The organism is Pediococcus parvulus, assembly GCF_964063155.1.
Taxonomy (GTDB): Bacteria; Bacillota; Bacilli; order Lactobacillales; family Lactobacillaceae; genus Pediococcus; species Pediococcus parvulus.
On record NZ_OZ061292.1, the window covers coordinates 1,064,701 to 1,080,364 of the forward strand.

The window sequence follows — 15,664 nt, forward strand, 5'->3', positions numbered from 1 at the left end:
CTCCTTTTCTCTTTTTACCAGACAATTGATTACACTATCATAGTTTTTTTCTTCACGTAAGTTTTTTACGCCAAAAAACTGTAAGTAAGCGTTTTACAAGTGACTTTTGACATTTTAAGGTTTCCTAAACGCGCTTGCGATAAGTTGGAGCTAAGAGAATTATCTATGCTAAAATAGGTAACAACGATTTATGGATACGGAAAATGGAGGATAACGATGATGAAGGTTGGAATAGATAAAATTGGATTCTACACACCCAAATGGTATGTCGACATGGCAAAATTAGCGCGAGCACGAAATGAAGAGCCCGACAAATATTTAATTGGGATTGGTCAGACTAAACAAGCGGTTATTCCAAATTCTCAAGATGCCGTTACGATGGCAGCAAATGCGGCCGATCAAATTGTAAACGATGATAATCGTAAAAAAATTGATCTTATTTTATTCGGGACTGAATCTGGGATTGATAATTCCAAGTCAGCGGCAATTTATCTGCAACGTTTATTAGGGTTACCCAACACAATTCAGAGCGTGGAGTTGAAACAGGCCTGTTATGCCATGACGGCGGGGATCCAACTAGCTAAAGACCATGTTTTGGCTCATCCTGATAGCCAAGTTTTGGTAGTGGGGGCAGATATTGCTCGATATGGACTGCACAATGCCGGTGAACCTACTCAAGGTGGTGGGGCAATGGCCGTTGTTATCAGTGCTAATCCGCGCATTTTAGCAATTGAGAACGGTTCTGCCCATTATGTAGCAGACATCATGGATTTTTGGCGACCACTTTATGCAACAGAAGCATTAGTGGATGGTAAGTATTCTTCAAAACAGTACATCGAGTTTTTCCAACAGACATTCGCACAGTACCAAAAACAACACGGTCTAGAGATTTCTGATTTACAAGCCTTAGTTTTTCATTTACCTTATACGAAAATGGGGTTGAAGGCCTTAAGGGCGATCTTGCCAGAAACGGATGAGAGCCATGCCAATCAGTTGTTACGTGAATTTGAGTATTCTCGCGTTTTTAATCGCCAAGTAGGCAATCTGTATACGGGCTCTTTATACTTGAGTTTGTTATCATTACTAGTGAATAGTGAGAGCTTAAATGAAACTCAAAAAATTGGATTATTCAGTTACGGATCTGGTGCAGAGGGTGAGTTTTATGTAGCTACGGTGCAATCAAACTATAAGCAAGCCCTGCATGAATCCACAATCACCAATGTTTTAAGTAACCGCGAAGAATTATCAATTCCAGATTACGAAAAAATGTTTAAGTCTCAAATGCCATTGTCAGATGCTGACTTTGTGACAGATTATGAAAAAGACTCTGCAAAGTTTTATCTGGCTGGGCAAAAAGATCAACAGCGTCAATATCAAAAACGTTAAAAAAAGTCGCCTGATATTTTATCGGGCGATCTTTTTTGATGACATTACTTTTATTGAAAATAATTATAAGTGATTGTTCCGTCTTTAGCAGTCAAAATAGGTTTTGAAGTATTATTTGGATTCATTAGTGAAACTTGATAGTTACTTCCTAAATTCTTTTTGATTGATAAGGAGAGCTTTTTAAAGTTGGTCACAACTTGATCAAAGTTTGCGTCCTTTGCGTTAGACGGTGTTTTGATTAAAGATTTCAACGAGCTCACAAAATCTTTATTTGTTGGTTTTACATAAAACGCTTTGGCCGTTCTACTGAAAGTGACAGTTCCAGTTCCAGAATAATTTTTTTGTAGTGAGGCTAGAATATTGTTTTCTTTGACGGATTGAGCTGCTTTTTTTTGCTTGTTAGTCTCGTCAGGAAACGCATTAGCACCTGCACTTGAAAATGTGCTTGCAAACTTCTTTGTAGATTTTGAAGTAGTCTGAACTGAACTTGAAGTTGCAGTGGACTGCGTTGATGACTTTGATTTTTGCCAGAAAGGTAAATTAAAGCCACTGAAAATAATTAGGCCTAGACAGACCACAATAAAAAGAATCGGTGAAAATAAGCGTTCGCCATTTTGGATAACCATACTTAGTCTTAGAATGGACAAAATGAGTGCAAATATTGCCATAATGAACAAAAATAACATAAATATCCCCCTCACAGGTCATTTTCTTATATTATCGCGCAAACCATACCAAAGTACAATCGTATAAACGAGGCTTGTCAATTGATTGACGACAATACTTATTGTTATCATGAGGATATACTAATAAATGGTGGCGATTAATATGCTAACTAGATTCAAGATTGGGATGTTGGTAAAATGTAAAAAGTGTGATGATTTAGATTATCCATTCATTGGCAAAATTATGAATATTTTAAGGACAAAGTTGGTAATTGAAATTCTGCAAGTTAATTACCGTGAGCGTTACAAAGCTGCATTAATTCAGTATAATACAGTTGTTGAAGCAAAGAATTGCATACCAATTCGGTTACTCCGAGTCAATATTAACAAAGAAAATTACAAATGAGGCTTATCATGAAGATTATTGTGGCGCCGGATTCTTTCAAAAATAGTATGACTGCCAAAGTGGCCACGGAGCATATTGTGGCAGGATTAACAAAAGCTCGACCAAATTTAGATTGTGTTCCATTGCCAATTGCTGATGGTGGTGAGGGAACAATGGTGGCACTTATGAGTCATCTGGGTGGTTCAACGCATACATTAGAGGTTGAGGATGCGCTTGGAAGATCAATTAAGGCTCAATTTGGGATGACTAAGGATCAAAAAACTGCTGTCATCGATATGGCATCAGCGAGTGGAATTGAACACTTAAAAACTGCTGAACTTGATGCCATGAAGACTTCTACTTTTGGTACAGGTCAACTAATTAAAGCTTGTTTGCAGTATGGTCCTGAAAAGATTTTTATAGGTGTTGGCGGTAGTGCAACCAATGATGGTGGGGTTGGTGCTGCAATGGCACTTGGCTATCAATTTTTAGATGGGCAAGGTGAGTCTATTCAATTAGGAAACGTTGGGTTGAAGGATCTTGAAAAGATAGTTAAGCCACGAAATATGTCCTCAATCCCACCGATTTTTGTTTTGAATGATGTTGGCAATCCGCTTTTTGGGGAAAAAGGAGCTTCTAAAATTTTTGGCCCTCAAAAAGGGGCTACACCCGAAAATGTCATTGAACTCGAAAACAATTTAAAACATTTATCTAAAATTGTCCAAAAAAAATTGCATACAAATTATGCTAATGACTGGGGAACCGGTGGAGCTGGTGGATTAAGTTATGGGTTAAAATCTTTTTTTAACGCTGAACTGGATTCTGGCATTGATAAAGTATTAGAAATTAGTCAATTCGAGAAACTTTGTCAGGATGCTAATTATGTCATAACTGGAGAGGGGTCTTTTGATACACAGTCCAGAAATGGGAAAGTTCCGTTTGGTGTTGCAAGTGCTTGTTTGAAATGGAATCCATCTTGTCAGGTAATTGTGTTGGCGGGTAAGATTGCACCAAATCTGACGAATTTACCTAAAAATATTCAACTGGTTAAAAACATTAATGATGAGGTACCAATTGATAAACGAACGTTACAAAACGGCTCAGTAAATATTCAAGAAACTGCTCGTTGGTTAGCCACAGATTATCTTCCTGAAAAATAAAAAGCGCGAGAATCATTAATTCTCGAGCTTTTTTATCTTTTAATAGATTTGATCACGATAGAGGCCAACGACACGGCCAAGAATGCTGACATTTTGAAGAATTATTGGAGCCATTGTATCGTTTTCAGGTTGCAAACGGATGTGATCAGATTCCTTGAAGAACCGCTTGCAGGTTGCTTCATTTTCATCGGTCATTGCAATGACGATATCACCATTGTCGGCTGAAGTCTGTTTGCGCACAATAACTTGATCACCATTTAAAATGCCAGCTTGAATCATACTTTCCCCGCGAATTGTTAACATGAACAATTCACCATCTTCATGTTCAAACTCTGGTGGCAACGGGAAAAAATCTGTTGCTTCTTCAACTGCTAGAATTGGCACACCTGCAGTAACTGTTCCAAGAACGGGAATCTTATGTGGTGTGGCACTAACTCCAAGTTCTTCGAGACCAAGAGGAGTAATTTCTAACGCACGTGGTTTTGTTGGATCTTTTTGTAAAAATCCTTTTTTTTGCAGCCGTTCAATGTGGCCGTGAACTGTAGATGTCGAGGAAAGTGAAACTGCCTCACCAATTTCACGCACAGTTGGTGGGTAGCCTTTCTCATTTACGTTGTCATATATGTATCGCAGTACAGCCTCTTGCTTGCTTTCAGATGTTTTTGACATAATTGCGCACCTCGCATTTTCTTGTTTTCATTTTACCATATGACCTTAGTGTATTCAAACAAATGTTCGGTTTAATTTTTTGAAAAAATTAATGCAACAGTGTAGAATTATGTTTAAAGAAATCGGGAGTGATTGTATTGGCAGAGGATGAAGAGTTTCAAAAATTAATCAAACGGATTAATGAGTTAGCACACAAGGCTAAAGCTGAAGGATTAACGGATTTAGAAATTATCGAACGTAAAGAGTTGCGACAAAAATATTTAAAACGGTTCCGAGCTGGATTTAAGAGCCAAGTCGAAATGATGCGTATCTTTGACAAGAGCGGTAAAGAAGTTACGCCAGAAAAAGTAAAAAAAGTTCAACGTAAAAAGGGTTTAAGAGATGATTAAATTTAATTTTTCTGTTTTATAATGTCATTTTAATCTTTTCTTATTTAAAATTAATGCTAAAATGAGAGGTATGGAGAAATAAATCGATACTACCTCTTTTATTTTGTGGATATTTTGTGTACTATGAATTAGTATACATATTTGTTAGGAGGTTAGGACTTTGTCAACTGGAATTTGGATTGTAATTGTTATTATCGCGTTATTACTTGGGGCAGTCGGTGGTTTTTTTGCTGCTCGTAAATATATGGAAAGTTATCTTAAAAATAATCCTCCGATCAATGAAGAAATGTTGCGGACTATGATGTTGCAAATGGGACAAAAACCATCGCAAAAGAAATTGCATCAAATGATGAATTCAATGCAGAACCAAGCTAAACATCAAAAGTAGTTTTAAACAATTTTATTAATGATTGTAATAATCCCTTTATGGTTGTCAGATGAAATAATATAATTCATCTAATAACTATGGAGGGATATTTGTATGCCCAGAGCTAAGTATACAGAACTTGAAAAGTTAACCTTGCTTGAGCAATTCAGGCAATCAAAAATGTCTAGTGAGGCCTTTTCGAGAGAACATAATGTTAATGGTAATGTTTTTAGAACGTGGTTAAAACGTTATGAGCGTGATGGTTTTGAGGGATTAAAAGAAGCACGTCAGAATAAACATTATTCACAGAAATTAAAGTTAGAGGCAATTCACACGTATTCAAATGGTGACTATTCGCTTGCAGAAGTGGCTCTTAAATTTGGTTTACGTTCAACAAGTCAATTAGTAAACTGGATTTCCAGGTATAATGAGGACAAAACGGTGACGATGTCACCATCTAGAAAGTTGGTCCTCACTATGGGTAGAAAAACTACTGTTGAAGAACGAATTGCAGTTGTAGAGTATGTAACCAAAGATAAACATAGTTATAGCGAAGCTGCCACTCATTTTCAGGTTTCCTATCAACAAGCACGTTCTTGGGTGCTTAAGGCTCATGAAAGAGGCTATGAATTCCTCGTAGATAATCGTGGTCATCACAAAAAACAAGCAGCACTTACAGATTTGGATAAGGCTAATTTACGAATTCGTGAGTTAGAATCGCAATTAAAAGACAAAGAACTTTATGAGGCCTTCATAAAAAAATTTCAGGAACTACGGTACAAGGGGTGAAAAAACAGCATCAACTGGCTTACCAGGCAATTAAGGACGTCAGTAAAGGTCATCATGGAGCAATCACAAAGCTACTGGTAATTATCGGCGTCAGCCGACAAGCATACAACAAAGGACTCAAACGCCAAGAAACTGTTTGGGAATTACGGGATCAACGACTTAAAGAACGAGCACAATACTGGTTTGATTTTCATCATCAAGGAATTGGAGCTGGTAATTTATTGGAAAATTTACGCCAAGATGAACAAATTAACTTCCCAGTTACATTTAAGCAGGTCCGTCGAGTAATGCGTGAACTAGATATTCATTGTCAGATTCGCAAGAAAAAACATAACCGTGTAAAGCAATCGGAACAGTATATTCAGGACAACGTATTGAATCGAAAATTTAAAGTGACAGCGCCCAATCAAGTCTGGCTTTCTGACTCAACAGAGTTGTCATATGGTATTAACGGTGAATACAAGGTGCGCCTGAGCGGCGTTTTGGATCTTTATGGTCGGCGACTTTTGGCCTATAATCTCAGCATTACGGAAACAAGTGCCGCAGAAATTCAAGTTTTTCAACGGGCTTTTACTCAAGCAGGCGATGTGCATCCAATGGTGCATACAGACCGAGGCACGGCATATACCTCGAAATCGTTTAACCAATTTATGGATCAATTCCAGGTCAGACGTAGTATGTCACGGCCTGGCACGCCCTATGATAACGCACCAATGGAGCGTTGGTGGAATGAATTTAAGCTACGCTGGATGGATCGTCACCCAATGGCGAAAACCTATCCAGAACTTGTGAGCTTAGTTGAAGAAGGAATCATCTACTTTAATCACCACAACCGTTCAGCACAAAGAAATGGCCTCACCCCAGATGAATACTGGAATGAAGCCATTTAGATACATGTTAAAATTTATATTATTTCATTTGTCAACTTGACAGGGCCTAGTACAGATAAAGGACAAAGATTATTTTTGTCCTTTTTTTGTTGCCAAAAATTGGGGAATATGACTTTTAGCTAGTTATAAATAGGAGGGGCAGTCGTGTCAATTTTTCGAAAATTGGGTTGGTTTTTTAAAATAGAAAAATGGAATTATTTAATTGGCGTTATTTTTCTCTTGCTTGTCGCGGTTTTAAATGTTATTCCGCCAAAAATCATTGGTAATTTAGTTCAAGAAATCAGTACCAGAGGTTTAACAGGTTTTTCTTTAACAATTTCACTACTAATTCTTGCTGCTGTGGGCTTTTTACAATATATTTTCCGGTACACATGGCGGTCACGGATTTTTGGCGGAGCTGCACGCCTTGAAAAAACGCTAAGAAGTCGGTTATTTAACCATTATATGCAAATGGATCAAACTTTTTATCAGGAGCACCGAACTGGTGATTTAATGGCCCACGCAACCAACGATTTACAGGCCATTCAGCAAGTAGCAGGGTCTGGAATTTTGTCGTTTGCGGATTCAATTATTACTGGGATTACAACCATTATTGCAATGATGGCATTGGTTGATTGGCGCTTAACCCTATTAGCTATGATTCCATTTCCTTTGTTAGCGATTAGTGCCGGTTACTTGGGAACCAAGATCCATATTGCTTTCCGAAAGTCACAGGCAGCATTTTCACGATTAAATAATAAAACCCAGGAGAGCATCATGGGGATTAAGGTCATCAAATCCCTTGGACAAGACCAAGAAGATATTGATGATTTCAAAAAGTTAGTTGACCAAACAATTCAAATTAATCGAAAAGTTAATATGTTGGACGCACTTTTTAATCCAATGACAACTGTTTTAATCGGGATTTCTTACATGATTACTTTGGTTCTTGGTGGTTCATTTGTTGTTCACAATGTGATTAATATTGGTCAATTGGTTTCTTTCATTTCCTACATTACGATGTTGATTTGGCCAATGTTTGCGATTGGTAACTTGTTCAACATCATGGAACGTGGAAATGCAAGTTATGACCGGGTTAATTTATTACTCCACGCTAAGTCAAGCATTATTGATGATAAACATGCGGTTCAAAAACGGGCAACTGGTGATCTGGACTTTAATATTCAGTCTTTCACATACCCGGGAGATGAAAATAGCAGTTTAAATGATGTGCACTTTAAACTTCCCGCTGGAAATACAATTGGTCTAGTTGGGAAAGTTGGAACTGGAAAATCAACATTGATGAAATTGATCTTACGCGAGTTTGATGATTATAAAGGAGCTATCACCGTTGGCGGAATTAATATCAAGGACTATGCCTTGAATTCATACTTACCTTCTTTAGGTTATGTGCCAGAAGAAAGCTTTTTATTTTCGGATACAATCAAAAACAATATTCGATTTGGTGATTTTGATGCGACGGATGATGAAGTTGTTGCGGCCGCAAAAAAGAGTGATCTGTACGCGGATATTTTAGATCAGCCAAATCAATTTGATACTGAAGTTGGGGAACAAGGAGTATCACTATCAGGAGGCCAACGGCAACGTTTGGCAATTGCTCGCGCTTTAATTATTAATCCCGAAGTCCTTCTTTTAGATGACGCTTTATCTGCAGTTGATGGAGAAACTGAGCATGCCATTTTACAGGAACTTCGCCAAGAAAGGAAAGATAAAACTACTATTATTGCGGCTCATCGGTTAAGCAGTGTAATGAATGCGAATGAAATTTTGGTTCTAGATAATGGAAGAATTATCCAAAGAGGAACCCATTCACAATTGGTTAGTCAACCTGGTTGGTATCAAGACATGTTCCATCGTCAACAAATGGAAACAAAAATCGAAAAAGAAGGTGACTTAAGTGCAGAATAAAAAAGAATCAATTTGGTCGCACACAATGACTACCAAAGAGCAGTTTCACACGATCAAACGGATGATGCCGTTCACAAAGCCTTTTTTGAAGCAATTTCTCGTTGCAATTGTTTTTGCGGGTATTGTGAGTGTGATTAACATTTTGTTACCTCGCTTAATTCAGTTTTATATGGATCATTACTTGGTTCACACATCGACACCGCTTTCAATTATGTTTTTGTTTGCTGGACTTTACTTTTTAGGTGCAGTTTTGCAGGCTGTTTTTCAATTTGGCCAAACGTTTCTTTATGCAATGGGAGCTGAAAGAACTTTGGAGCGTGTCCGCATGTTGCTTTTTCAGAAACTACACAAATTAGGTATGAGCTATTTTGATGCAACTCCAGCAGGTTCAATTGTATCGCGAGTTACTAATGATACGATGAGTTTGCAAGACTTTTGGACTTTATTTTTAACGTTGATTGTTGGCGTTTTTGGTATGGCTTCAGCATTGGTTGCCATGTTTACGACTAGTGTGAAAATCACATGGGCAACATTAGCCTTGCTACCGTTTTTAGTATTTATTATCTGGTTTTATCAAAAATATAGTTCAACAGTGTATCGTCGAATGCGCGAAAACCTAAGTCAATTGAATACTAAGATCAGTGAATCGCTTGTGGGAATTGGTGTTATTCAACAGTTTCGCCAAGAAAAACGAATTGAATCAGAATTTGAAAAAACAAATAATGACTATTTATTCGCACGTTTTTCAATGATTCGCATGAACTCGTTGCTGCTTAATCCGATTATCAATTTGATGTATGCGTTGGGAGTTGTTATTGCACTTGGGCTGTTTGGAATTGATGCGTTCAAAAATCCTGTGGCTGCTGGTGTGATTTATGCGTTTGTAAGTTACATCGATAGCTTTTATAATCCTATGTCATCCATGATGGACTATTTGTCTACTTTCCAAGATGGTCTGGTTGCCAGCACCCGAATTTTAAGAATATTGGACAATCAGAGTTTTGAACCTAAACAAAATGTAAAATCAGATTTGAAAATTACTGAAGGAAAAATTGAGTTTAAGCATGTCACTTTTTCCTACGATGGTGAAAACGATGTTTTGAATGATATTAATTTCACTGTGAATCCAGGGGAGACAGTAGCGTTAGTTGGTTCTACTAGAAGTGGCAAGAGTTCCACGATTAATTTGTTGATGCGTTTTTACGAATTTCAATCGGGTCAAATATTAGTTGATGGACACGACATTCGCGAGTATGCACCAGAGGAATTACGCAAGAAAATTGGGCTAGTTTTACAAGAGCCGTTTTTGTTTTATGGCGATATTGCTTCAAATATTCGAATGTATAATGATGAGATTAGCGATGATGATATCCGGCAAGCAGCACGATTTGTCCAAGCTGACAAGTTTATTGAAGAGTTGCCTAGGGGGTATCATAACAAGGTGATTGAACGTGGTGCTGAATATTCGGGTGGTCAACGCCAGTTGATTTCATTTGCTCGTACCATTGTGAGTGATCCTAAGATTCTCATTTTGGATGAGGCAACTGCTCATATTGATACAGAAACTGAAGACATGATTCAAGGTAGTTTAAGAAAGATGAGTCAGAGTCGAACTTCGCTGGTGATTGCGCATCGATTATCAACAATTCAGGATGCTAACCAAATCTTAGTTCTAAAGCATGGCAAAATTATTGAACGAGGCACTCATGATGAATTGTTGGCTAAACACGGTATGTATTATGATATGTACGAGTTGCAAGGAAATACGCAATTTGACGGCTAACTAAAGGTTGAAACTACAAAAATTTATCTAGTTGCTTGATACGAAAACGTTCATGGCAGCAAAGTTAGATGAAATGCCGTCTTCCAGCAAATTTGGCCTGGAACGTAGTGGGCACGACTTGGAGCCGAAAGCCACGTCTTCAAGCTCGGCCTAAACCCGCTAAGATAAACGACACTGCTGATCCCATTTGTTTCCAGACTAAATCTAATCTCTGCAAGCAACACACTGATATAATAATTTTGATACTTTCAACCTTTAGATGCCTAATAAAAAATCTTAAACAGTGCTAGATTTAACTGTTTACAGATTTTTTATTTTTTAGAAACATCCACATATTTAAAGTCTGGATTGATCTCTTTATCAAGCTTATTGAATGCATTTTGAAGTTGTGCATCAAGTGCATTACGACCAGCTTCATCCATCCGTTGTTTGCGATCGATTTGAATGGGTTCTCCAAAATCTACCGTTGCCCTTTTTCTAGAAAAAAGTGTTTTAAATGTTAGGGGACCTTGATACACAGTGGGGATAAGTGGCACATTTGCCATCTTGGCAATGACTACAGCACCACCCTTTAAATGCTGCGTATGACGTGATCCAGACGGAAAGATAATCATGGATAATTTTCCTTGCCGAAGAATATTAACGGGTGTTTTGATTGCTGAAGGACCTGGATTTGTTCGGTTCACTGAAAAAGCATAGCAGTGAACCAGTATCCAACGAATAATTGGGTTTTTGAATAGTTCTTCTTTAGCCATGAACGAAAATTTCTTTGGACTGGCTGCCAGGGCGTAATAAATTGGATCAAACCAGGTGCGATGGGGTCCAACTAAAATGTAAGACCCTTTTGGAAGATTTTTGCGATTTAAGTAATGGGGACGTCCATTGATAATGTATAATAATACTCGTATTAAAACTCTTAAAAATGAATAAACCACTATATGATTCTCCTGTCATGCTGAATTAATAGCTTAAGTATGAACAAAAACCAAAATTGTTGCAAGTAATGAATAAGAGGAAAAAATGAAAGATACCGATATTTTAAAGAAAAACGAAAGAATTGATCAGCTTTACAGTCAGGATATTAAAATAATTCAAAGCCCGGATGTTTTCTCGTTTTCATTAGACGCTGTTTTGTTGGCGAGTTTCGCTGAATTAAAAAACTCGCCAAAAACTAAAGTGATGGACTTATGCGCGGGTAATGGCGCCGTGGGATTGTTTGCGAGTCAAAAGACAAAGGGATCAATTGACCAGCTTGAATTACAACATAGGCTTGCAGACATGGGTGACCGAAGTATTCAATTAAATCAGCTAGGAAATCGTGTCAAAATGTATAACTTAGATCTTGCAGACACCTTCCAAAAGTTTAATAAAGATTCTTATGATTATGTGCTTTGTAATCCACCATATTTTCGCAATCAGACTACCAGTAAGAAAAATCCTAATCCTTATCTGGCAATTGCACGACACGAGGTGAAAACAACCCTTAATCAAGTTTTGAAGGTATCTTCAGGTCTATTAAAAATGAACGGCAAGTTATTTTTAGTTCATCGCCCGGACCGTTTTTTAGAAATTTTAGAAACCTTAAAACGAAATCGACTAGCACCCAAAAGGATTCGATTAGTCTATCCACGTCCGCATAATGAAGCCAATATGGTTTTGATTGAAGCGATTAAAGATGGACGGCCAGATGGAATCCGATTCATGGATCCGTTGTATGAATATGAGGGTGAAGAATACTCGCAAGAGGTTAAAGGATTTTTATATGGAAAAAAATAAAAATCGTCAGTATTTCTTTTATGTTTTGTTATGTGCGGATGGCACTTTGTATGGAGGATTTACTGTGGATGTAAAAGCCCGTGTGGCAACTCACAATGCAGGAAAGGGCGCCAAGTACACGCGCATGAAAAAACGCAGACCAGTGCGTTTGATATACTATGAAACTTTTGACAACAAACATGACGCTTTGAGTGCCGAGTACCATTTTAAACATCAAGCTAGAGAAAACAAACTAGAATTTTTACATGAACATGGTGTTCAAGTACATTGATTAGGAAAGTTAACTTTAATTTTTATCGATGTGCTATACTAAAGATACATTTGTTAAGGAGGAATTTTTGTAATGAAAATTATTGCTTATGGTATTCGTGATGATGAAAAACCATATTTGGATGAATGGGTTAAAGACAACAGTGTTGAAGTAAAGGCTGTTCCAGAGCTTTTAACTGAAGACAATATTGATTTAGCCAAGGGTTATGATGGGGTTGTTGCTTATCAGCAAAAACCTTATACTGATGGCATCTTTAAGAAGATGGATGAATTTGGAATCCATGCATTCTCCTTACGTAATGTTGGTGTTGATAATGTACCAGTTGAATCCGTTAAGAAATACAATATCAAAGTTTCTAACGTACCTGCATACTCACCAAGCGCAATCGCAGAATTATCTGTTACTGGTTTGATGTCCTTATTACGTCGTATCCCAACATTTGAAGATAAGATGTCTAAGGGTGACTTCCGTTGGGCTCCAGACATTGCTCAAGAACTCAACGAATTAACTGTTGGTGTCGTTGGTACTGGCCGTATTGGTCGTGCTGCAATGGACATCTTCAAAGGCTTCGGTGCTAAGGTTATTGGCTATGATGTTTTCCGTAATCCTGAATTGGAAAAAGAAGGAATTTATGTTGACACCTTGGACGAAATCTACGCTCAAGCTGATGTCATTACATTGCATGTTCCTGCTTTGAAGGATAACTATCATATGTTGAACGATGATGCCTTCAGCAAGATGAAAGATGGCGTTTATATCCTCAACTATGCTCGTGGCTCACTAATTGATACTGATGCATTGATTCGTGCCCTTGATAATGGTAAGGTTGCTGGTGCTGGCCTTGATACCTACGAAAATGAAGTCGGTATCTTTGATGTTGACCATAAAGGTGAAAAGATTACTGATGATGTTTTCAATAATTTGTTTGCTCGTGACAATGTTTTGATTACACCACATGCAGCATTCTATACAACAAAAGCTGTTAAGAACATGGTTCAAATTTCATTAAACAACAACAAGAGCTTCATCGAAAATGGTAAGGCTGACAACGAAGTTAGCTTTGACTAATTTGATTAAGTACAATTGATTCAAAGAGTTTACACATTATTAAGGTGTGTAAACTTTTTTTTGCTCTGAACGGCATAAAAATGAAAGTATTACTTGCGTTAGATGCGCATTTTCGGTATACTTATTGCTGGTGTTAAACCAAATTCACACCCAGTTGGATGATTTGACCAGTGCTCATTGAGTTCTCAAATCAAAGGAAAATTGGGAAGGAAAAAACTATTGGAGGTATTTTTATTATGGCAGTAATTTCTATGAAGCAATTGCTTGAAGCCGGTGTTCACTTTGGTCACCAAACACGTCGTTGGAATCCAAAGATGAAGCCATACATTTTTACAGAACGTAACGGAATTTACATCATTGACTTACAAAAAACAGTTAAAATGATTGATTCTGCATACAACTTTGTAAAAGATATTGCAGCAAACAATGGTGTTGTTTTATTTGTTGGTACGAAGAAACAAGCACAAACTGCAATCGAAGAAGAAGCTACACGTGCAGGTCAGTTTTATGTTAACCATCGTTGGTTAGGTGGAACTTTAACTAACTGGAACACAATTCAAACTCGTATCAAACGTCTTAAAGATCTCAAAAAAATGAATGAAGACGGTACATTTGAACGTTTGCCAAAGAAAGAAGTTTCTCTTCTTAACAAACAAAAAGACAAGTTGGAGAAGTTCTTGGGTGGTATTGAAGATATGCCACATGTTCCAGATGCTATTTTTATCGTTGATCCTCGTAAGGAACAAATCGCGGTAAAAGAAGCTCGTAAGTTGAACATTCCAATTATTGCTATGGTAGATACGAATACAGATCCTGATCAAATTGATGTTATTATCCCATCAAATGATGATGCTATTCGTGCTGTTCGTTTGATTACTTCAAAAATGGCTGATGCCGTTATTGAGGGCCGTCAAGGTGAAGATCAAGACGATGCTCAACCAGCAGCAACTGAAAGTGCAGTTCCTGTTAAAGAAGCAGCAAGTGACGTTTCGACAGATTCTCTTGAGAATCTCAAAAAAACTGTTGAGGGCGGATCAGACTCTGCAAAATAGTTAATTATTAGGCTGTCGTAAGTCTCGACCTTTTTGGCCTGAGATTGAGATGGCCTTTTTAATGGAATTTAGAATTTACTAAAAGGAGGCCATAATTATGGCAAGTATTTCTGCATCACAAGTTAAAGAGTTACGTGACAAAATTGGTGTTGGTATGATGGATGCTAAAAAAGCATTAGTCGCAACTGATGGTGATATGGATAAGGCAATTGATTTTCTTCGTGAAAAAGGGATTGCCAAAGCTGAAAAGAAAAGTGATCGAATCGCTGCTGAAGGCTTAGCCGATGTTGAAATTCATAATGATCAAGCAGCTATTGCTGAGGTTAACTCAGAAACTGACTTTGTCGCTTCCAATGATCAATTTATTGACTTAGTAAAAGCAGTTACTTCTCAACTTGCTTTGAGTGCTCCTGCATCTATCGAGGATGCTTTGAAGCTTGAAACCGCTAAGGGAACAGTTAATGATGACATTATTGAAACCACTCAGGTGACTGGTGAAAAAATCACTTTACGTCGTTTTGATGTTGTTAAAAAATCTGAAAACGAACATTTTGGTGCTTATTTACACATGGGTGGTAAGATTGCTACCTTAGTTGTATTGGACGGTGCTGATGATGATACTGCTAAGGACATTGCTATGCACGTTGCTGCAATTAATCCTAAGTATGTAAATCGTAGTCAGGTTCCCGCTGAAGTCTTGGATCATGAACGTGAAGTTTTGACCAAGGAAGCTGAAGAAGAAGGAAAGCCAGCAAAAATTATCGATAAGATGGTAGAAGGCCGACTTAACAAATTCTTAGCAGAAATTAGTCTTGATGATCAAGATTTTGTTAAAGATCCAGACCAAACAGTTGCTAAATATGTGGCTTCAAAGGGTGGAAAGGTTAAATCATTTATCCGTTATGAAGTTGGTGAAGGTATCGAAAAGAAATCTGCTAACTTTGCTGAAGAAGTTAAAAAAGAAATGGGTAAATAGGCTAGTTCTTAGTCCTTACTTACAGTTTTAGGTGTTTTGTGAAAACAAGACACCTTTTTTGCTACATAGAAACGAACTATTTACTAAATTAGCGAATAGATGGCTCTATTGGCTAATTTTATGATAAACT

The 15,664-nt window shown here is 37.5% G+C and carries 17 protein-coding genes; 14 read left to right on the top strand and 3 right to left on the bottom strand.

What is annotated here, in order from left to right:
- Positions 1-219 precede the first annotated feature (219 nt).
- Positions 220-1,386 (top strand): hydroxymethylglutaryl-CoA synthase, encoded by a 1,167-nt coding sequence (locus AB3217_RS05195; RefSeq protein WP_068807518.1) that lies wholly within the window; start codon positions 220-222, stop codon positions 1,384-1,386.
- Between the two features lie 50 nt (positions 1,387-1,436).
- Here AB3217_RS05195 and AB3217_RS05200 read toward each other — a convergent pair whose 3' ends face one another.
- Positions 1,437-2,072, bottom strand: coding sequence for a hypothetical protein (locus AB3217_RS05200; RefSeq protein ID WP_057782633.1), 636 nt, complete (start codon positions 2,070-2,072; stop codon positions 1,437-1,439).
- 142 nt (positions 2,073-2,214) lie between these two features.
- On the opposite strand from AB3217_RS05200, the gene AB3217_RS05205 reads away from it, so the two are divergent.
- A complete protein-coding gene (locus AB3217_RS05205; protein ID WP_157077587.1) occupies positions 2,215-2,457 on the top strand; it encodes a hypothetical protein in 243 nt (80 codons plus the stop codon).
- Between the two features lie 8 nt (positions 2,458-2,465).
- Positions 2,466-3,596: a glycerate kinase gene (locus tag AB3217_RS05210; RefSeq protein WP_367365771.1), complete on the top strand. Its 1,131-nt coding sequence runs from the start codon at positions 2,466-2,468 to the stop codon at positions 3,594-3,596.
- Positions 3,597-3,635: 39 nt separating this feature from the next.
- Here AB3217_RS05210 and lexA read toward each other — a convergent pair whose 3' ends face one another.
- Positions 3,636-4,265, bottom strand: a complete 630-nt coding sequence (gene lexA / locus AB3217_RS05215; protein ID WP_057782639.1) for a transcriptional repressor LexA — start codon at positions 4,263-4,265, stop codon at positions 3,636-3,638.
- 137 nt (positions 4,266-4,402) lie between these two features.
- On the opposite strand from lexA, the gene AB3217_RS05220 reads away from it, so the two are divergent.
- The 6 genes from AB3217_RS05220 (at position 4,403) to AB3217_RS05245 (ending at position 10,391) form a co-directional block, all read left to right on the top strand.
- Positions 4,403-4,654 (top strand): DUF896 domain-containing protein, encoded by a 252-nt coding sequence (locus tag AB3217_RS05220; RefSeq protein WP_057782641.1) that lies wholly within the window; start codon positions 4,403-4,405, stop codon positions 4,652-4,654.
- A 160-nt stretch (positions 4,655-4,814) separates the two neighbouring features.
- Positions 4,815-5,042, top strand: a complete 228-nt coding sequence (locus AB3217_RS05225; protein WP_057782644.1) for a YneF family protein — start codon at positions 4,815-4,817, stop codon at positions 5,040-5,042.
- Positions 5,043-5,135: 93 nt separating this feature from the next.
- Positions 5,136-5,810, top strand: coding sequence for a helix-turn-helix domain-containing protein (locus AB3217_RS05230; RefSeq protein ID WP_100078201.1), 675 nt, complete (start codon positions 5,136-5,138; stop codon positions 5,808-5,810).
- Positions 5,807-6,700: an IS3 family transposase gene (locus AB3217_RS05235; RefSeq protein ID WP_087128590.1), complete on the top strand. Its 894-nt coding sequence runs from the start codon at positions 5,807-5,809 to the stop codon at positions 6,698-6,700. Before AB3217_RS05230 ends, AB3217_RS05235 begins: the two co-directional genes overlap by 4 nt.
- Positions 6,701-6,844: 144 nt before the next feature.
- Positions 6,845-8,608 carry an ABC transporter ATP-binding protein gene (locus AB3217_RS05240; RefSeq protein WP_057782646.1) on the top strand — a complete coding sequence of 588 codons (1,764 nt, stop codon included), beginning with the start codon at positions 6,845-6,847 and terminating at the stop codon, positions 8,606-8,608.
- A 25-nt stretch (positions 8,609-8,633) separates the two neighbouring features.
- A complete protein-coding gene (locus tag AB3217_RS05245; RefSeq protein ID WP_367366124.1) occupies positions 8,634-10,391 on the top strand; it encodes an ABC transporter ATP-binding protein in 1,758 nt (585 codons plus the stop codon).
- A gap of 311 nt (positions 10,392-10,702) precedes the next feature.
- On the opposite strand, the gene AB3217_RS05250 is transcribed toward AB3217_RS05245, so the two are convergent.
- A complete protein-coding gene (locus AB3217_RS05250; protein WP_068807510.1) occupies positions 10,703-11,326 on the bottom strand; it encodes a 1-acyl-sn-glycerol-3-phosphate acyltransferase in 624 nt (207 codons plus the stop codon).
- A gap of 85 nt (positions 11,327-11,411) precedes the next feature.
- Here AB3217_RS05250 and AB3217_RS05255 point away from each other — a divergent pair, with 85 nt between their 5' ends.
- From AB3217_RS05255 to tsf, 5 genes are all read left to right on the top strand, one after another.
- Entirely contained in the window at positions 11,412-12,167 is a 756-nt protein-coding gene (locus tag AB3217_RS05255) for a tRNA1(Val) (adenine(37)-N6)-methyltransferase (RefSeq protein ID WP_057782650.1), read from the top strand.
- Complete coding sequence (locus AB3217_RS05260) at positions 12,154-12,438, top strand: GIY-YIG nuclease family protein (RefSeq protein ID WP_057782651.1); 285 nt, start codon at positions 12,154-12,156, stop codon at positions 12,436-12,438. Before AB3217_RS05255 ends, AB3217_RS05260 begins: the two co-directional genes overlap by 14 nt.
- 72 nt (positions 12,439-12,510) lie before the next feature.
- Positions 12,511-13,506 carry a D-2-hydroxyacid dehydrogenase gene (locus AB3217_RS05265; protein WP_057782653.1) on the top strand — a complete coding sequence of 332 codons (996 nt, stop codon included), beginning with the start codon at positions 12,511-12,513 and terminating at the stop codon, positions 13,504-13,506.
- A gap of 236 nt (positions 13,507-13,742) precedes the next feature.
- On the top strand, positions 13,743-14,558 hold the full coding sequence (gene rpsB, locus AB3217_RS05270; RefSeq protein ID WP_367365772.1) for a 30S ribosomal protein S2: 816 nt from the start codon (positions 13,743-13,745) through the stop codon (positions 14,556-14,558).
- A 97-nt stretch (positions 14,559-14,655) separates the two neighbouring features.
- The gene (tsf, locus tag AB3217_RS05275) at positions 14,656-15,534 is read left to right on the top strand and encodes a translation elongation factor Ts (protein WP_057782657.1); all 879 of its coding nucleotides are present in this window, start codon (positions 14,656-14,658) and stop codon (positions 15,532-15,534) included.
- Positions 15,535-15,664 lie beyond the last annotated feature (130 nt).